This window comes from Halalkalibacter hemicellulosilyticusJCM 9152 (assembly GCF_000513115.1).
Taxonomy (GTDB): domain Bacteria; phylum Bacillota; class Bacilli; order Bacillales; family Bacillaceae_D; genus Halalkalibacter; species Halalkalibacter hemicellulosilyticus.
The window spans coordinates 108,582-127,560 of record NZ_BAUU01000005.1 but is presented as its reverse complement, the minus strand read 5'-3'; the positions used below and the strand labels follow the sequence as shown (position 1 = coordinate 127,560).

Sequence of the window (18,979 nt, the reverse complement as noted above, 5' to 3'; positions counted from 1 at the left end):
TTTATCACTTAAGATAGAGACTTTCTTAGCTTTTTATGTTTATTACCCTTCTTTTTTACAATTTCATAACAAACTTAAAACTTTGTTAAGATATAAAAAGCCGTATGAAGGTGATCCCTATCATAACGACTGACTCATTTCTCGTATGTACGTTTGAAAGCTTAATACCGTATTAGATTGCATCCCTCTTTTTCTAGTAATCAAATATACATTTTGAGGTATCTTTTCCTTTAATTTAAGTACCTTTATACACTCATTCTGGAGAGAATTCTCTGTAAAGTCGTTCGAAATCGCCACTAACCCTTGTAATTGACACAACCTGTGAGCTGTTAATACATTTCCAAATTCATGCTTCACATTTGGCGTAAATCCAAACTCTAAGCATTTTTCAACAAATACATTCTCTTTCCCTTTAACTGGTGCCTTTATGACTAGTGTTTCCTTATTTAATTCCCATAATGACACCTCGTCTTTTTGAGCTAGCTGATGTTCATTTGATACCACAACAACGACTTCTCCATGACCAATTAATTCATACTCACAATCAATAATATCCGCACCGTCCCCGACAATCAATCCAACATCAACCTCTTCTTCGAGCATACTCTCAATCGGATATTCATCTGGAACTTCCCTTAACTTCAGAGTAATCTCAGGGTTTAATTCCGTAAAACGATACACAATATCAACAGGCATAATCGTCATTGCTGAATAAGAAATCACAACATTTAAAACACCTTTTTTTCCACTAATAATACTAATTTCTTTCTTTATATCTTCCACTAAGTAACATATATGCCTTGCACGCGCATGCAAAAGTTCTCCACACTCGGTCGCTTCCATTCCGCGCGGTCCTCTCGTGAAAAGCTCTGCTTCCAAATCCATCTCCAATTGTTTAATTGTTTTACTTAATCCTTGTGGTGTAATAAACAATTCCTTTGCCGCTGAATTCACGCTTTTCTTTTCGTAAACTTTTATAAAATGTTGCAACACTTCGATATTCATAACGCCATATACACATCCTATGCTAGTAAAGCTAGTATAGCACCGTACTTCCTTTATATCAAACTACTTTCCTGTTATTTCCATAGTCGCTCTTTGTACGGTCGCTACGAAAGCTTAAACTTTTGCTAACGTAAGGTTCTATTAGATTACGTGTGAAACGTAAATAAGCTTGTATTTTAAACAAAAGGATATTTGATATAATAAGAAAGAAATGAAAATGTGCAAACAAATGCAAACTATTCAACCAGAACATAAAGGAGACATTCGCATGTATGATTATTTAATTATCGGAGCTGGATTATTCGGTTCCGTATTCGCATATGAAGCTACAAAGAGAGGAAAGTCATGCCTCGTCATAGACAAGCGTGATCATATCGGAGGCAATGTGTATACTGAGAAAATCGAGGATATTCATGTACATAAGTATGGCGCACATATTTTCCATACAAATGACAAAGCCACTTGGGACTACATTAATCAATTCGCTGAATTTAATCGCTACACCAATTCTCCTATCGCAAATTATAAAGGGGAACTATACAATCTCCCTTTTAATATGAATACATTTAATAAGCTTTGGGGTGTAACGACTCCTGCTGAAGCAAAACAAAAAATCAAAGAGCAGCGGGAAGCTGCTAAAATAACAGATCCTAGCAATTTAGAAGAGCAAGCCATTTCTCTAGTCGGTACGGACATTTATAAAAAGCTCATTAAAGGCTACACGGAAAAGCAATGGGGACGAGCCGCGACTGAGCTTCCAGCCTTTATTATTAAAAGGCTTCCTGTTCGCTTTACGTATGACAATAATTATTTCAATGATCGCTTTCAAGGAATTCCTATCGGGGGCTACACTTCTATCATTGAAAAAATGCTAGAAGGGATCGACGTTAAATTAAACATCGACTTTTTTCAAAATAGAAATGAATTAGAACCATTAGCACATAAAGTTGTCTTTACCGGGATGATTGACCAATATTATGACTACCAGTATGGTGTGTTAGACTACCGTAGCTTGCACTTTGAAACGAAAGTGTTAAAGGACATAGAGAATTATCAAGGGAATGCCGTTATTAACTATACCGATAGAGAAACATCTTACACAAGAATTATTGAGCATAAACACTTTGAATTTGGTACACAAAACACAACTGTCATTACAGAGGAATACCCGAAAGAATGGGAGCCTGGCGATACACCTTATTACCCTATTAATGATGCCCACAATAACGAGATATACCGAAAATACAAAGCATTAGCCGACAAAGAAACAAATGTCATTTTCGGCGGTCGACTTGCGACCTATAAATACTATGACATGCATCAAGTGATCGCTGCTGCTTTAACAACCGTACAAAAGGAATTTATCACTTATTAACAAGATGAAAGGTAAGATCGAAAAAGAAAAACAAATGGGGCTGGGACAAAAGTATTTTCATAAGTGAAATACCGAATAAATCTAGAGTGGAGCACATTCACCACTCCTGAAATATACTTCGCTACGTTATCTAAATGTTCGGATTCTCAGCTAAACACTTTTGTTTTGTCCCAGCCTCGCTTTTACGTTATCTCGTCTTTTTTCTCTTGATGAGACCTAGCAGGAGGCCTCCAATGCTATTAACTCAAATGAATGAAAGTCGAGCGCACCTTCTCCTTTGAAGGTAAAATACAGCGCCTTCACTCCATTTTCAACTTTTGTATTCGTACGAAATTGGCGATATTCTTTACTTGGTTCAATTTCTATTTTCGCGAATGGTTCCCCATCCATTGAATCTGACACATATATAAATCCAACTGCCTGACCACAAACCTTTACAGAGATTTCTTTTAAATGATCTAGTTGAAAATATTTAAACCCTGCTTTCGCACCATCTCTCATATTTGCTATATATTGTGTTGACCGACTTTCACGATCCTTACCACTTTGGGTAAAATAAGGGTGGTCTTTAAAAGTCACATGACCAAAATAAACGCCATACCGACCTGCTCCATTACGCGACATTAAGTGACAAGCTATCCTTGCCTCATATTTACCTTCCCCACGTAAAGGACCTTGATTTAGACCACAACTTGTCATTTCTACCTGCTCAATAGAACCATCATCTTCTATTTCAATACGCTCCGCAGCCGCTTGCCTTGAATAATGATGACGATTCGTTTGTCGATGATAAAATACATACCATCGCCCTTCAACTTCAACAATACTTCCATGGTTATTCCCGATATAATTTAACGCGTCTTGGTCCTTCTTTGAGCCATTAATGTATAAATCCCCATTACTAATAATCGTTCCCCCATAAACAAAATCACGAGTTGGACTTTTACTCGTTGCATAACAAAGCTCATGACCATTTATCGAGGAATAAATAAAATAGTACGTATCGTTTATTTTCCTCATTGAACTTGCTTCAAAAAATTCATGTCCTTCAAATCCCGTACCCTCTGCATGACCGACTTTTGAAAAAATTAATTTAGGCTCTGATATAGCAGTTTTCATATCAGAATCAAGCTCAATAACATATCCTCCATTAAAGGCCTTCTTCTTCCAGCCTGTAAGAAAAAACGGAACAGGCTTCTTCGGTGCAAAACCATAATATAAGTAGACTCTCCCATCATCATCAACAAAGATAGCAGGATCAAATAAATAAGGAGCTCCCCACTCTTCTGATAATTTCCGACCATCGGTTCTATGGCTGACATACCCATAAAACTCATACTCACCAGCAGGCTCATCACACACAGCTACCCCAATCACACTTCGAAAACCTAACGTATAATATAAGTAATACCTTCCATCTGCCCCTCTCGCTACATCAGGTGCAAACATTTGATACAAGCCTAGTCGATTCATCGGGTCTTGTTTTTTTCGATAAATTGTCCCTTCATATCGCCAAGCACTTAAATCATCTACAGGTGCAGACCAGCAAACATAATCATTTAAACAGAAAAGCTTCCCATTAAACCGATCATGTGATCCATAAACATACAGTCGGTCATTAAATACATAAGGTTCGCCATCTGGAATATACTCAAAGCTCGGTAAATATGGATTAAACGCCTGACGTTTCTTCATTTCTCCTCACCACCTTTTCTCCATCACTTTAAACCCTTCATGAAAGGGACTACCTTACATGAAGGGCCATGTAACATACTAATAAGTGTCTTTATCCTTTAGCTAACTCTACAATTTCCTTTAAGTCAGGATTAAACCCTTTCACTGCTCTATCACCCAACACCGTAACAGGGATTCCCATAAACCCAAACTTTTCAACTTCCTTTTGATACTCACGATTCTTTAGTACATCCCTTACTTCAAAAGCAATCCCTTCATTCTCTAGCATTTGTTTCACATACGTACATTCTACACAGCCATCAGCTGAATAGACGATCACTTGTTTACTCACTTAAATTGCCACCTCTCATAAGTTATGTAGTGAGTATTATACAGGATCAAGAAAAAGAATGTTAATTCTAGTGCTCACAGAAGAAGCTCTAAGCGTCGTACGAAGGCGACGCTCTCCTTTGAGTTTGCCAACACCCTCTATGCTTTTCCCGCATTTCTTCCTCGATTTTATACTCCCTTATCTTTTACAGCGCGTGACTTATGTGCCCCCTACCACCGCCTTTGCTGTCCATCGAAGAGACAAAAGTAGCACACAAATGACAAAGGGATTCCTCATTCCTTTAAATTGGGGAAACGTCGCTTCCTGAGAAGAAAAGAGAATCCTCATGCCTCTATTTGAGCTAAATAAGGCCAAAAGGAGCCATAAAAGCCGAAATAAGGGAATGAGGAACCGTAACAACATGAAAAAGTGAAATAAATGAAAAATAGCGGAATGAGGAACCGCATACAGCACGTGTCCTATACGCCCCATCTCCGTCCACCACTCTTCTATCCATCGGAGAGAGACAAAGGAAGCTAAGAAAAAGGTGGTAGCGTGCGTCTTAGACAGACGTTACAATGGTTTTGAGTTGATCTGAATGTTCCTGTAACGTACGAAGCCACACCACCCGCTTCATCCATTGCTCGCTTGAAACGAGAAACCCACTCATATCAACAGGCAACGGTTTCGCTCATTGCTCAAAAGCCACCTAAAAAATAAAAAACAAAACTTTTCAGTGCCTTTCGTTAGGATTCAACTTTCTTAAACTGATTCACTTCACTATTTAAGTCATTAACAATTTCGCTGTTTCGCTCAGCCTCATTCGCAATATGTGTAATCGATTCAAGCAGGCTATTGGTATTTTCACTAGAATGTATCACCACATTTACACTTTCCTCTACTGCTGACGTTATACCTTGTATTCCTTCAGCCATACTAGTCGAAATACGCTTTAAATCTGCTGCCTTAGAGCTAAAATGATCGAGCATCTCACTCATATTGTCAGCATCCTTCTTATAAACATTCGCAACATCAACAAAACCATCGTAATCAGTTAATACCTTATCAGTTATGTAAGCTATAATTTCATTCGCATTCCCGACTAGTTCATCTACCGATTTTGTTACTAATGTACTTATCGTTTGAATATCATTCGCTGTTTCTTGTGTACTCTCCGCCAACTTCCGTATCTCTTCAGCAACAACAGCAAAGCCTTTGCCTGCATTACCCGCTCTTGAAGCTTCAATTGATGCATTTAAAGCTAACAAGTTCGTCTGAGATGAGATCTCTAAAATATTGGCTGTTAGTTCATTAATTCTTTCTACAGAACGACTATTTTTAATGGACGTTTCCATCGTTTCTTGAATATCCGCAATAATCTTTTCGGTTTGTTGCTTACTTTCATTTGATTTCGTACGAACTTGATCCGCACGTTCAACGATACTGTCAACCTGAACTGAATTCGATTGTGCATCAGCTGCGATTTCATTCGCTTCAGTAAGAACCTCTTGAGCTCCATAATCAATTGTTTGTAATGTGCTACTAACTTCCTCCATACTTGCCGATAATTCATTTAAGGAAGCTGAAATAGTCGAAGTCGAATCCTTACTACCTGTAATATTCACTTCTATTGTTTCTGTAGATTTCTTTATTAAATGCGAGCCCGATTTGATTGAAACCATCGCGTTTTGCAACGTATCCAAAAAGCGGTTAATTCCGATAACAATTTGTCCGATTTCATCTTTAGAACGATTTTCAATTCGTACTGTTAAATCACCTTCACTACGTTCTAGCTTGTCAATAATTCCCCCAAGATTTCCATTTACCTTTTTCAAAGGTTGAATAATCGATTTCACTGACAACCAGAAAGCAACTGCAACTGACACGATAAAAACCGCAGCCATGGACATAATAATTGCCGTCGAACGATTCACCCGTGAATTAATTAGTTGCACCTCATGATCAATGCTTCCATCTAGCACTGTCTGGAAATGATTTTCCGTCGTCATAATTTCATTTGCTGTCGTTTCAAATGCTGCATAACTTCCATCTACCGCTTGTCTATCCCCTTGCCTGATGAATTCAGCAATCTGAGTCGCTTGTTCTAAGTATGCTTCTAAATTTTCCTGATAAGGAGCATAAGCTTCTTGAAGATCTTGATTCATCGCCTTTTGAGAAAAATCCGCAGTGATGTCAGCGATTTCATTCTTACTAGTAGTCGTTTGTTCAATACTTGTTAACATCAGATCAGATATCGATGCATTGTTTGAATCCTCATCTAATACATACCTTTGAACGGCTAATTCTAACTGCCCCATTTCCTTAGCAAGCTTTACCTGTTCATACTCTAAGTTAATAAAAGAATCAGAAATCAAGTTTGCCGAAAGCTGCACTTGTGAATTCGTGATCCCACTTAATGTCGTATTCAGCGTAAAAAGAAACGATAAGAAAATCAGTATAAATAATATTCGATTCGCAATTGATTTACGCAAAGTCGTCAACTCCTAGATTCATAATCTCTATTAGTATATTTGATCTAGGAAATAAATACCTATCAATAATCCGTTGATAGTATCATCATATTTTAGATACACGACTGTCCTCACTTAACCTTACTTGTTCTCCGCCTTTTACCTCATAAATGATTCCGTCCACATTCAACCAAACAGATAGTGCATTAGGATTAAGGGCAAATTGACTATCAGCTGAAAATTTAAGATTCCGAAAAGCTTTTAAATAATCAACAATCTCCATATTTGTTGCATACCAAATATCTTCACGCCCGCCAACCAATTTACAAAACGATTCAATCATATCCCAATTCATATCGTTGTCAAACTCGTAGCTATGCCCCCAAACATATAACATATACAAATATTGCTGCTTATGAAGGCTTATAAACTCTTCAGCAAACTTCATTAAATGATGATTGTGATGGCAGGTTGGATTCCATTCAAGGAAATCATCAGGCATTGAAAATGTACCCGTACTATGAACGTACGGGCATATTCAATACCGAGAAACGGCAATAGTTCTTTAATCAATTGATTATACGATCCATTTGGATATGACAATCCTCTAACCGTATAGCCTGTGACAGACTCTAACTCTTTACGATCATTCATAATTTCTTCTATAAGCTGCTCTTTCGGAGATCTAGCAATAGTAGGATGGGTCACCGTATGTGCAGATACCTCATGACCTTCATAAAGTTCAGTTACTTCATCTATTGCAATTCGATCATCAATACCCATTAAACCTGAGTTCAGGTGAAACGTTCCTTTTAGTCCATATTGATTGAATAATGAAACGAGCCTTCGATCGGCACCTTTGCCATCATCGTAACTTATCGTTAACACTTTATGCTTCCCTTCTGGAAATACTAACATCACTTTCGGCATAGAGATCACCTCGATTTTAATAGACGTGCATCAAACCATTCGATAGAGTGCGCTTATTTCCCTGCTTATAAGAAAAAAACGCGCAGCCAAAAAGAACTGGAAAAGTTTAGTTTCAACTTTTTCGGTGCTCTTTAAGAGTTGCGCGGAGCCGTTACAGCGGTTTTAAGTTCTTATGAAAGTGGAACGTATAACGAGCTTAATCCATTTAAAGCTACCTTCATTAAATTCTTAACTTCTAAAACAATTTGAACTCAATATTACTCAATTTCCCTCACGATACATAGCTTCCATCGCCTTTCCAATCTCCATTAAATAAGCCTCTTCTTCTTTTGTCCAAAAGCTAGGAAATTGAAAATCTATCATGTCCGAATCCGTTAACTCTTCCATTTGCTCAAGCTGCAAAGCAAGCTCCTCTTTATCTTCTACATGCTTTGTTGCTACATCTGTTAACTTAATTAGAACGTCAAACGCCTCTTGTGATTGCGGAGGGATACCGTCTTTTATTAATCGCTTAATGGATGCTAGTATATCTAACATCTCCACATCCATTTGTTTTCGTTGCTCCTTCGAAAGAGAGAAATACCAATCGGCCACATCATCTGAAAAGTTTTCTTTGATCCATTCGTTTTGGTCATCCTCATGCTCGATTTGATACAATAATGACGTTAGAACGGTTGGCGTAATAGGCTTATCTGCTTTAATGAAGGATTGAACTCGTTCCACTGCTTCAATCGCGCGATTTAATTCATCTCTTTTTTCGACTAATAGCTTATGCTGTAATGGTAAAGACTTTTCTAATGTAGAAATCGTTTCATCCGATAGAATATTTTTAATGTCTTGTAAAGAGTAACCCAAAAATTTCAGCGACTGAATCTGCTGAAGTCTCGTCAACTCTCCCATACCATACAAACGATGCCCAGAACGATTTTGCTGAGTCGGAACAAGTAAACCTAACTCTTCATAAAATCGTAACGTCCTCACTGTAATTCTCGCACGTCGTCCAAACTCACTAATCGTAAAAGCCTGCTCTTCATTCATCATCATACACCCTTTCTCCATGTCATAATTCAAGATTAGCATGGAACGTAACGGAATGCGCAAGAGCACAAAACAAAAACTTAAAAATCTTCATTCACCAAATCAGCAACAACACCACCACTAGCCGTTTTACTCCCTGCACTTGCAGCAATAATTAATTGTGCAGGATGTGAAATTGTCATGTCTCCACATGCATACACACCTTCAATATTCGTTCGTCCAAATGGATCGACTTCTACTCCACCTCTATCATTCATTTTACAACCTAGCGCTTCTGCTAATGCTGACGATTGCTTTAATCCAGTTCCAACAAACCCGCCTTCTCTTTTTATTTCACTACCATTTTTAAATTGAACCGTTTCTAGCTGACCATTGCTTCCTCGTAAAGCGATAATGTCAGTCTCTATTAATTGAATATTTTTCGCTTCTAGTTGTTCCTTTTGCTCTTGTGTTAAAATATCTTTCCCATTCGTACAAATAACTAAGTCTGTACTCCAGTTATAAATCATCTTTATCATATGAAAGGCATGATCATTTTCTGCTATGACAACTAATGCACGATCCTTTAACTCCCATCCATCACAAAATGGGCAGCTAAATAAGCTACTACCATAGAATTGATCAATGCCTTTGATAGTAGGTAGATTATCCTTAAGACCAGTAGCCAATATGACCTTCCGAGAACGGAGAGGTTCGCCTGCTGCTGTCTCGATCAAAAACGCTTGATTTTCCTTCTTAATATCAATCACTCGTTTATTTTGAATCTTAATACTTGGATACTTGCTTAAATCTCCTTTCGCTATCCTTTTAAAATCAGACGGATTAATCCCATCTCTCGTAATGAACCCATGCGATTCTTGTGTAACTGCATTTCTAGGCTTATCCTCATCAATTAACACGATATTCTTTCTCGCTCTTCCGAGTACAAGTGCAGCATTTAAGCCAGCTGCTCCACCACCGATAATAACGCAATCTAATAACATATTACTCCTCCTCATTATCATCAATAAATCTATTATAGATATTTAATATCTATAATAACTCCAAAAATTTTTGACCCTTATGTAACCGTCACATAGTAAGCCACATTAAGCTCATGATCAAGTAACACAGTGCTTCTTCTGAGCAGCGATCTTTTTCGCAATATCGACAATTGTCTTTTTACTTAGTTCATCCTTCATTTTTGTTTCTGCTTCTATCATCACATTTTCAATTAAGCAAGCTTCATTCCTAGACCACGTTTCATGCTCTAACGAACAACTAAATAAAGTCGTGTTTCCCTCAATTGCATAAATGACATCCAAAAAAGAAACCTCACTAGACCTTTTAACAAGACTATACCCACCTTTCACCCCTGGAGCCGATTCAATTAGCCCTGCTTTCACGAGCTTGGTCAATATTTTAGACAAATAAGTTGCTGAAAGATTTTGAGCAGTCGCTAACTGTTCAACTCCAACTGCTTTCCCTTTCTGCGCTAACGTCAAGAGAACCATGGTGTGTAGAGCATAATTAGTCGCTTTTGAATATTTCATAGTTGTCACCTCTACTAGAACATTTATAGACCTTTAATGTCTTTAATTGATTATATTTGATCCTGAACTTCGTTTCAAGTTTTTTGTTTTGCCGTTATACATTGTTCGAATCATAAAACATGAGATAGTTCCTTCGCAAAAGCACCGTAACCTAAAAAAAGATGTTTTAGAAAAAATATCAAATTTAATATCAGCAATAAAATTTTTCCCCCGCGAAAAAGCTAGTGGCTGAAGCGCAATGGAACGAATCTGTGACAGCCACTTTTAAGCCGGTGTAATTTTACTTATCGCAAAATTTCACCGGCTTTTTCAGTTCAGAGGAGGGTTTTGTCCCTGTCTCTACCCATGACAGCCACTACTACTAAAACAAATAGGCTCACTTAATCTTCAAGTATACATTTATGTATACGATAATTTAAAATTAATAAATCCTATAAATCTAGTGTTTCCCCTAGCTTTAAAATCATTAATTTTTTTGATCCCTTACGCTTATTCCATGCCTTTTTTAAACGATCTAACGCCTCTTTCGGGGTGTCATCAGCAAGACGAAAAGCATCATAATGCATAGGAATAAAAGTAGATGCATTCAATTCTTGAAAGCATTGAACCGCTTCTTCGGGAGTCACATGTTGCTGTTTCATAAACCATTCTGGCTCATACGCACCAATTGGTATTAGAGCATAATCAATTTGATAGCTTCTACCAATTTTTTTGAAAATTGGGTGATACCCTGAATCCCCAACGAAAAAAATGGTTTTACTCCTCTCCTTTACCATCCATCCCCCCCATAGAGACTTATTTAAATCTAACAATGACCTCCTTGACCAATGAAGTGTTGGGAGAAACGTTAATTCTAGCTGTTTATGCAACATGCAATCCCACCAATTAAATTCCTTAACATTTGTTATCCCTTTCTGGAGAAACAAACGTTTCAACCCCTTTGGAACTAAAAAAAGCGGATCACCTTTCAACTGATAAATTGAGTTGAAATGTAAATGATCATAGTGATTATGTGAGATGAGTACAATATCAATTTCAGGCATATCTTCTAACATAATCCCTGGCTTCGATAACCGTTTTTCAAAGCCAACACGTGAGGCCCATACTGGATCAGTCACTATATTTAAGCCTGATAATTGAATAAGAAAAGTAACATGTCCAATCCAAGTAATCGTTCCAAATTCACGATTACTATATATCTCATGTATTTTTGTTTTCTTCGTATGTGGTACTTTGTACGATAAATCCTTTCTTTTTAACCATCTTTCAGCCTGCCATTTCATGATATCACGCATTCTCACCTTCGTTACTCCAACAAACTGCTCGTCATTTCCCACATACTCACCTCTCTAATGCGATAGCCTCTATCCTTAGTTAAGACGTGTGTTGCCGCTATAAGTGTTTGAAATGATATGAACGTGCACTTCTTTTAGGTAAACGTGTAACAAATGGAGATAACGCTCTTCTTTTGAACCTGCAACAATCCGTTTGATTCTCTTACCTAAAAGACGTCTTTTTTAACTCTTTAGTTTATATGTCGCATTCGTTTATTTTTAACTTCTGTAGTTGTTTGTTTGGCATGACCAAACGGGAACCACCAGTTCCATTTACCTAATAATTTCATTGAAGCTGGAACAAGAATAAACCTTACAAGAGTAGCATCAATAAAAATAGCGACAGCCATTCCAAAACCGAGCGTTTGAATTGGTAACATTCCCGATAATGCAAATCCTCCGAATACGGCAATCATTAACATAGCAGCACCTGAGATAATAGGACCTGTCGAGTTAAGACCAATTGCAACACTTTCTTCATTATTTTTATTTTTTTCATACTCCTCTTTAACGCGATTTAAAACAAACACTTCATAATCTGTACTCAAACCGAAAAGTAAGGCTAGTAATAAAACAGGAACGAAATTTTGAATATAGCCATTTGCCTCGATCCCAAGTAGCTTGCCCCGTTCCCATATGCGATAACAAATACTAACACCCCATATGTTGCACCTACCGATAATAAGTTCATGGCAATTGCTTTCAAAGGTAAGAATACACTTCTGAAAGTGATTAATAGAATAAAATATACAATAATCAACATTGTTACTAATACGGGAATTAAACTACTTTCAATTACTTGATTCGCTTCATGACCTTCTAATGTTTGCCCACCAATATAGGTTTCTATGCCCTCTGGTGGATTTGCTTTGGCAATTAGCTCTTCATCAATTGTTTGAACAACCTCTAGACTTTCTTCACTTGCAGCATACACACTTGCGTCAATGTCTATAACGGCTGTCGTCTGTGACTCATTTATAAATCTTTGAATAACTAATTGATTTTGTTCCGAAAGACTATCAATATTCTCAGAAAGAAGAGTAATAATTTCATCAGAGCTTGCTTGATTTAAAACAGTAAACAGCGAAAATACATTTGTTAAGTGATCAAGCTGAGTAATTTCACTTGTTAACCTTTCAATGTACTCCAAATTTTCCTTTGTATTAATTGTTCCTTCTTCTGCATGAATCACTACTGAGATTGGATTTGTCGCACCTACACCAAACGAATCCTCAATTAACGTTATTCCTTGCCTAACAGGAGACTCATTTGGTAAGATCCTTTCATCTGGTGTAAAGGTTTTTAAATCTAACGCTGGTACAGCCAAAAACAGCAAAATGACTACTGATAGACTCATAAATAAAAATGGTCTTTTCATAATTCCGTGTGTCCAGCGATACCATTTCGTATTTAACTCATTTTTTGGTTGTGGTACAAAAGGTATTTTTAGAGCATTAATTTTAGTACCGAGTAATAATAGGATAACAGGTAATAAGACTAGACTCGTTAATACGGCCATTAAGACAACAAGTACGGCCCCAAATGCTATTGACCTAATAGCAGAAAGATCTACAATAAATAAGGCTGACATTGTTGCAATAATAGTAATCCCTGAAAACAACACTGTATGTCCTGCCGTTTTCAATGTTTTAATGACCGCTTTTTTACTATTATTACCGTTTTCTAGTAATTCTAATTTAAAACGGTGAATCATAATTAATGAATAGTCAATACCAACACCTAGCCCCAACATAATAACTGCATTTGTTACAAATACTGATAAAGAAAAATTTAGTCCAGTAAAATATATAAAACCCATGCTAGAAGCAATTGATATAATCGTAACAAGTAATGCTGTAACCGTTGATACTAAACTTCGAAAAATAACAAGTAACACTAAAAAGATTAGAGGTAAAACGAGTAACTCTGCTTTTAATAAGCCTTCCTGACTAAAAACGGCAACATCCCCCCAAAATGCAGGAACACCAACAATATAAGCATTTAGTCCAATTTCCTCTGCCTTTTCTATAAAACTCTCTTGAATATCTGGTAGTATATTGATCGCTCTTCCTTCATCAATACTTAATCCAACAAACCCCATACTTGTATACTCGTCATCCCCCACCATATTCTCTCTAACTTCCTCAGGTGCATCTAACCACGAATATACCGTTTCAATTTCTTCTTGTTGTCTTAAATAATTAACTAACTGCTCCAACTTATGGCTATATTCAATTGATCCGACTTGATACTCATCGTCATGAACAATTAACGTCAAATTAGCCTCTCCTCTTCCTACAAACCCCTCTGAAACTAATTCTTTTGCCATTAATGATTGAGAGCCTTCAACGTCCCAACCACCACCACTTAATACATTCGGTAATTTATCACCAACATACCCTCCAATTATTACCGTTACAACAAACCCAACAATAACCACCCATCTGAATCTAAATAATAAATTAGTCCATTTATCACTAAAGCTATTCATCTGCTCTATCACCTTCTAGTTTTTATTTCAAATCATATTGAAACAAGTAATGGAATTGGTTTTTCTTTTTCTTTCGTCGCAATTTTCACTCTTCTTTTAGCTTCATTTACCGCATTCTCTATGCTCATCACTGGCTCAAATGAAAAAATGTCGATCATTTTTTCTAGACGTTCTTCGATACTTCCATTTATTACATAACTTTCGATATTTAGTTCATTAATGGTTTCTAGCAATAATTCATTGCAGATCTCTCTAAAAGATTCATTAAAAGGACGATGTCCATCAGCTTGTAATGGGAACTCCACTGGTAAATGAATAAAAACATCATAATTTTCTTTTGCATGAGATTTTGCAATTTGTCCAAAGCTATTATTGACACCTTCAACTATCTTCTTAAAAGGCAACATTTTCATTCGACTTAAGAATTGTTCTACCTTTGACGCATTTGGATTCATCCCTGTTTTTAACCTTGCTAAGCCATACACATATTCATGAATTGAAGATCCATCTGTAATGTAACTATCCTTTTCTTTCGATTCGTTAACAGCTCTTTCATTAAACCGCCTCATACCTAATTCAAACAGTTCAAAAGGTGTGCACTGCTCCAATGTTTTGCCTGGAATATAAACAGGTAATAATTCTCTCATTGTTCTTGCATACGTTCGTGGGATTCCTGTTAGTAAAGAAAGGGCTTCAGTAGTTGTTGACTTTCCCGTCGAATACGTTCCTGAAATAGCAATTCGAATTTTTCTACTCATTTTTCAATTCTACTTCCATTGGTAATTCGTGAGCTACACTCACATTTATATTAAAAAATGTAGGAAATGAATCTAGTTCACAACCAAACTCGGCAATTCTCCATTTACTATTATTTCGGTTTAATACCCTTGAACGAAGTAATGAGACAGTCTGTTTTAAACCACTTGGTCTGTAGATAGGTTGTTTACATTCATACTTAATTTCTCTCATCCATAAATTATTTGAATTAATTCGTTTTACTCCGTCAAGCAAATAGAACAATGCTTGAATTTGTTGAGCGGCACAAACAAAAGTATCGATAGGTGTATAGAATGGATAGTACATCGACGAAATTCCATCAGAGATATTTGTACGGTCAGGGTAGTTTATTTTAATCCATGCTGAAATTTTTTCTTTTTCGGTGTCAATCTGAACATCAAACAAATCCCTTGTACATTCTCTATAATAAGATCCGTAATAGCTTGAATTCACTTGATTCATTGCATCTTCTATCTTGTTGTATCTTTTTGCATCGAAATCATAAACACCAACGTAATGATCAATCACCATTTCAATTGTCATATTTTCAATTTGCGTTTTAAACGTTGTAAGGTGCCCACATAGAGAATCTACACTAGTTTCCGTCTTTATTAATTTCGTTTGGACTTTTATTTTCTCTAAATTAAATAAAGCAGCAGAACCAGATTTCATGTTAACGCTTCTAATCCAAATATGCTTCTTTTGTGATTCATTTAAGTTATAAATCGAACTAATAAAAAGAGAGTTTAAATGTAACGACAATACAAAGGCATCTAATGTACTTAAATGTGGTTTTAAATCTGTATCATCCGTCTTTTTTGACCAATCACTTGGATAAAAAATCGATGCTTGTGCTGAAGTACTTTGAATAGTAGGATTTACTTGAATATCTTCAAGCTGATGCTGAACAAGCTTGTATCCAGAACTAAAGAAACGTTTACATTGTTCTCCTAAAATATCATCAATGTTTGCATATAAAGTTTGATTCATCACTTTTCACCCTTTCCTAAGTCTTTTACAATTTTTAGTATAAAAAAATCTACCGACATACACATCGGTAGACTTCACAATTTTTTTTGCGGATTTCCGCAATGTTAAACTAAAATTCTTCAATTATCCCTTGTTTGATCCCTTGCATAACAGCACTTACCCGACAGTCCACATCCAGCTTTTGAAATATCTTAGTTATATGATGCTCTACTGTTCTGCGACTGATATTAAGCAAAAGTGAAATTTCATCATTTTTCTTTCCATTCGCAACTAAATTTAAAATTTCTTTTTCCTTTTTCGTTAACCTAGTATCTTTTAATCCTTTTGACAGATCGGGAGGGATAATACAATTCCCTAAAAAGCTTTGAATAACAGCATTTAAAATTTGCTGATAGGATGAATCTTTAGGCATAAACGCACTAACTCCCATTTCTAGAGCAGACAGGTGATATTCTTCACTATAAAACCCAGATAATAATACGATTTTAATGGTACTACCAAATTGTTCAACAATTTTCTCGGTTAATTCAAGTCCATTCATAGAAGGCATACGAACATCCGAAATCACTACGTGAGGCTGGAGACTTGGTAGAGCAGACAAGGTTTCAATTGCACAACTAAAGGAACCAACAACTTCTATTTCCCTCGCTTCTTCTAACCATGATAATAACCCTTTCAATACAACCTGATGATCGTCAACGACTACCACTTTAATTCGCTCACTCATCTTATTCACCTCTTAAAGAAATAGGAACACTTACCGTTATCGTTGTCCCGCTTCCTTGATTTGAGGAGACATGAAATGTTCCTCTTAATGACTCTACTTTTCTCTTTATTGAATAAAGTCCAAAACTTTTCTTTTCCGGTATTTTCTTCACAAAGCCAATACCGTCATCTACTACCTTCACCAATAACACATCTTCATCCATCGAAATGAAAATCATCGCTTTCTTCGCTCGGGCATGCTTAATTACGTTATTGACTAATTCTTTAATGATGCGAAATGTAGCAACCTTAATAGGTACTGATAAATTCTTTTCAACAAACATTTCATACTCAACCATTATCACTACATCTGTATTTATTTGAACTTCACGAATTAAATAATGCACTGCTTTTTTAAAGCCAACGTCTTCAACCATTGCTGGATATAAGTCGAAACACAAATTACGTAAGTCGTATAATGTATTTTCTAAACTCTCAACCATTTGCTCCATACCTTTTCTAGTTCCTACGTTCTCTTTTAAATCACGTAAAACAAAGATGATATTTTGAATGACTGTATCATGTAAATACTGAGAAATTTTCTCCTTTTCCTCTTCAATATTTTCAATTAAATGATAGTCATCTTCAATACTATAATTACTCTTACCTTTTTTTAGTAATCTCTCATATTCAACCTTAACCTTCCTATATTGTGAAATAAAATAAACTATGTTGGTTAATTGTTGAACATGGGGCTGAATGAAACTTCTATCATCACTCTTACTCGTACCAAAGATCAAAAGATATCCAACTTTTTCGTCTCCGTGTAATAAAGGAACTATCTCCTGCAATGGTACTTGTAAAGCTCCTCGTATGATTAGCTCCCCTTTTTTGTTTACATTTATTCGATGTAACTCTTGACTATCTATTTTATTTGAAAGACTATGTCTCACATAACAATCTGTCGATATGACAATATAGTTGCTTGACCTATATAATCGATTCATTTCTTCCAAAATCAATTGTATAAGATCATACATCATTGTACTTTGTTCATAGTCATTTATGATTTGACTTTCGTTTTTACGTTTATTTTTATCTCTTATCGATCGATTCGTGTTCCAACTAATGACAGATTGATAGACGCTTTGCACAACAAAAAAAAAGAAAAAAGAAAAGAAAAAGATAAATATCATATGACCAGTGATATCTTGAAAACGATAAAATAAATAAAATGCAATGACCACAATAAATGCATAAAAGAACGTAATAATCGAATTAGGAATTTGATATCGAATACTAATTTTTCCGTTTTTTAACATAATATAAGCGCAAGCAATCGGTAACAAGGCTAGAAAAAAAGTAGTACTTACAAAAGAAACTTCATTCACCTTTAGGATGGTTGGAATCATATAAAAAACAATAGTAGGTAAATACCCTAACAAGGAGCATAAAAGTAAAATATTCACTTGATATTGCTCTCTCTTATTTACTTTAGGTTTCGTAACAAACCCCAATAAAAGAGATACCGCCAATAATGATAAAAGAGCCGGTGTCATGATTCCTTTGATCAATAAATCTTTTACCATCATGGGCATTTCAAAAAATAAATGGATCAAGACTAATAGAGAGTAACTACTACAAATTAGAAAGAAGCCCCTCCCTATGTTCCTTACTAAAACAAATTCAACAATACTTTTTGGAAAATACATAATAAACTTAATTAAAAAGAATGACATCCATATTAGTCCAAAGCAAAACATGATTCGAGCCGATAAATAACCAAGGTTCGATGGTACAGCAGCAAGCAATACACTTGCCATCGATATATTAAACAATAAAAAATATTTACTATATATATAGTAATGCCTTTTATAAAAAGTCATGATTCCCAAACCTAGAAACACTAGGGAAAAAAGAACCATAATAAAATAAAATGCGAGATTTTGCCTTCCAGTATATTCAATGTCAATGTGACTCGTTTTACCTAAACGGCTTATTGTTATCGAATTTGCCTGTTCTAGGATAAGCCACTTTTTTATAATGAAATTTTCCGTTGAGGATCCCCCGTCTACCTCTACTACAACGTCACCTTTATTAATACCTATTTCTTTGCCAATCCCTGATGCCATTAATGAATCAACTTTCCATATTTCTTCAATCGGTGACAATTTAATACCTAGAAAGGGAAATTGATAAACTTGAAATGCAAAAACACCAAAAAAGCACAAATAAACAAATAATATAACTACTAACACAAATAAATTTTTTTTACTTTTATTTAGTAGATTCAACGTAACCTCCCTAATAAAGAAGTCTGTGTTTT

15 protein-coding genes and 1 pseudogene are annotated in these 18,979 nt (G+C 35.9%); 1 reads left to right on the top strand and 15 read right to left on the bottom strand.

Translation table 11 applies throughout. The annotated features are described in order from the left end of the window. Positions 1–120: 120 nt before the first annotated feature. Positions 121–1,005, bottom strand: a complete 885-nt coding sequence (locus JCM9152_RS04345) for a LysR family transcriptional regulator (protein WP_035341363.1) — start codon at positions 1,003–1,005, stop codon at positions 121–123. 268 nt (positions 1,006–1,273) lie between these two features. Between JCM9152_RS04345 and glf the strand changes: the two genes are divergently transcribed. Further along, positions 1,274–2,380: a UDP-galactopyranose mutase gene (glf, locus tag JCM9152_RS04340; RefSeq protein WP_035341361.1), complete on the top strand. Its 1,107-nt coding sequence runs from the start codon at positions 1,274–1,276 to the stop codon at positions 2,378–2,380. Positions 2,381–2,596: 216 nt separating this feature from the next. On the opposite strand, the gene JCM9152_RS04335 is transcribed toward glf, so the two are convergent. The 14 genes and pseudogenes from JCM9152_RS04335 to JCM9152_RS04270 form a co-directional block, all read right to left on the bottom strand. Continuing rightward, positions 2,597–4,075 carry a family 43 glycosylhydrolase gene (locus JCM9152_RS04335; protein WP_035341359.1) on the bottom strand — a complete coding sequence of 493 codons (1,479 nt, stop codon included), beginning with the start codon at positions 4,073–4,075 and terminating at the stop codon, positions 2,597–2,599. Between the two features lie 91 nt (positions 4,076–4,166). Continuing rightward, entirely contained in the window at positions 4,167–4,406 is a 240-nt protein-coding gene (locus tag JCM9152_RS04330) for a glutaredoxin family protein (protein WP_035341357.1), read from the bottom strand. Between the two features lie 725 nt (positions 4,407–5,131). Beyond that, positions 5,132–6,877: a methyl-accepting chemotaxis protein gene (locus tag JCM9152_RS04325; RefSeq protein ID WP_035341354.1), complete on the bottom strand. Its 1,746-nt coding sequence runs from the start codon at positions 6,875–6,877 to the stop codon at positions 5,132–5,134. Between the two features lie 85 nt (positions 6,878–6,962). Then, positions 6,963–7,786: pseudogene (locus JCM9152_RS04320) on the bottom strand (polysaccharide deacetylase family protein). Between the two features lie 261 nt (positions 7,787–8,047). Continuing rightward, positions 8,048–8,830, bottom strand: coding sequence for a MerR family transcriptional regulator (locus JCM9152_RS04315; RefSeq protein WP_235715620.1), 783 nt, complete (start codon positions 8,828–8,830; stop codon positions 8,048–8,050). 74 nt (positions 8,831–8,904) lie between these two features. After that, positions 8,905–9,807 (bottom strand): NAD(P)/FAD-dependent oxidoreductase, encoded by a 903-nt coding sequence (locus JCM9152_RS04310; RefSeq protein WP_035341352.1) that lies wholly within the window; start codon positions 9,805–9,807, stop codon positions 8,905–8,907. Positions 9,808–9,924: 117 nt separating this feature from the next. Further along, positions 9,925–10,356 carry an Rrf2 family transcriptional regulator gene (locus tag JCM9152_RS04305; protein ID WP_035341350.1) on the bottom strand — a complete coding sequence of 144 codons (432 nt, stop codon included), beginning with the start codon at positions 10,354–10,356 and terminating at the stop codon, positions 9,925–9,927. 431 nt (positions 10,357–10,787) lie between these two features. Then, positions 10,788–11,651: an MBL fold metallo-hydrolase gene (locus JCM9152_RS04300; protein ID WP_052015573.1), complete on the bottom strand. Its 864-nt coding sequence runs from the start codon at positions 11,649–11,651 to the stop codon at positions 10,788–10,790. Positions 11,652–11,881: 230 nt separating this feature from the next. Continuing rightward, positions 11,882–12,238 carry an MMPL family transporter gene (locus JCM9152_RS23635; protein WP_173402059.1) on the bottom strand — a complete coding sequence of 119 codons (357 nt, stop codon included), beginning with the start codon at positions 12,236–12,238 and terminating at the stop codon, positions 11,882–11,884. Positions 12,239–12,252: 14 nt separating this feature from the next. Beyond that, positions 12,253–14,181: an MMPL family transporter gene (locus JCM9152_RS04290; protein ID WP_035341343.1), complete on the bottom strand. Its 1,929-nt coding sequence runs from the start codon at positions 14,179–14,181 to the stop codon at positions 12,253–12,255. A gap of 32 nt (positions 14,182–14,213) precedes the next feature. Then, positions 14,214–14,939 carry an AAA family ATPase gene (locus JCM9152_RS04285; RefSeq protein WP_235715619.1) on the bottom strand — a complete coding sequence of 242 codons (726 nt, stop codon included), beginning with the start codon at positions 14,937–14,939 and terminating at the stop codon, positions 14,214–14,216. After that, the gene (locus JCM9152_RS04280) at positions 14,932–15,948 is read right to left on the bottom strand and encodes an AvrD family protein (RefSeq protein WP_035341341.1); all 1,017 of its coding nucleotides are present in this window, start codon (positions 15,946–15,948) and stop codon (positions 14,932–14,934) included. Before JCM9152_RS04280 ends, JCM9152_RS04285 begins: the two co-directional genes overlap by 8 nt. Before the next feature lie 109 nt (positions 15,949–16,057). Then, on the bottom strand, positions 16,058–16,675 hold the full coding sequence (locus tag JCM9152_RS04275) for a response regulator transcription factor (RefSeq protein WP_035341337.1): 618 nt from the start codon (positions 16,673–16,675) through the stop codon (positions 16,058–16,060). Position 16,676: 1 nt separating this feature from the next. Next, a complete protein-coding gene (locus tag JCM9152_RS04270; protein WP_035341334.1) occupies positions 16,677–18,947 on the bottom strand; it encodes a sensor histidine kinase in 2,271 nt (756 codons plus the stop codon). Positions 18,948–18,979 lie beyond the last annotated feature (32 nt).

Coding starts and splice junctions, on each gene's coding strand:
- JCM9152_RS04345 (WP_035341363.1), bottom strand. CDS start 1,005: ATGAATATCGAAGTGTTGCAACATTTTATAAAAGTTTACGAAAAGAAA.
- glf (WP_035341361.1), top strand. CDS start 1,274: ATGTATGATTATTTAATTATCGGAGCTGGATTATTCGGTTCCGTATTC.
- JCM9152_RS04335 (WP_035341359.1), bottom strand. CDS start 4,075: ATGAAGAAACGTCAGGCGTTTAATCCATATTTACCGAGCTTTGAGTAT.
- JCM9152_RS04315 (WP_235715620.1), bottom strand. CDS start 8,830: ATGATGATGAATGAAGAGCAGGCTTTTACGATTAGTGAGTTTGGACGA.
- JCM9152_RS04310 (WP_035341352.1), bottom strand. CDS start 9,807: ATGTTATTAGATTGCGTTATTATCGGTGGTGGAGCAGCTGGCTTAAAT.
- JCM9152_RS04305 (WP_035341350.1), bottom strand. CDS start 10,356: ATGAAATATTCAAAAGCGACTAATTATGCTCTACACACCATGGTTCTC.
- JCM9152_RS04300 (WP_052015573.1), bottom strand. CDS start 11,651: ATGCGTGATATCATGAAATGGCAGGCTGAAAGATGGTTAAAAAGAAAG.
- JCM9152_RS04290 (WP_035341343.1), bottom strand. CDS start 14,181: ATGAATAGCTTTAGTGATAAATGGACTAATTTATTATTTAGATTCAGA.
- JCM9152_RS04285 (WP_235715619.1), bottom strand. CDS start 14,939: ATGAGTAGAAAAATTCGAATTGCTATTTCAGGAACGTATTCGACGGGA.
- JCM9152_RS04280 (WP_035341341.1), bottom strand. CDS start 15,948: ATGAATCAAACTTTATATGCAAACATTGATGATATTTTAGGAGAACAA.
- JCM9152_RS04275 (WP_035341337.1), bottom strand. CDS start 16,675: ATGAGTGAGCGAATTAAAGTGGTAGTCGTTGACGATCATCAGGTTGTA.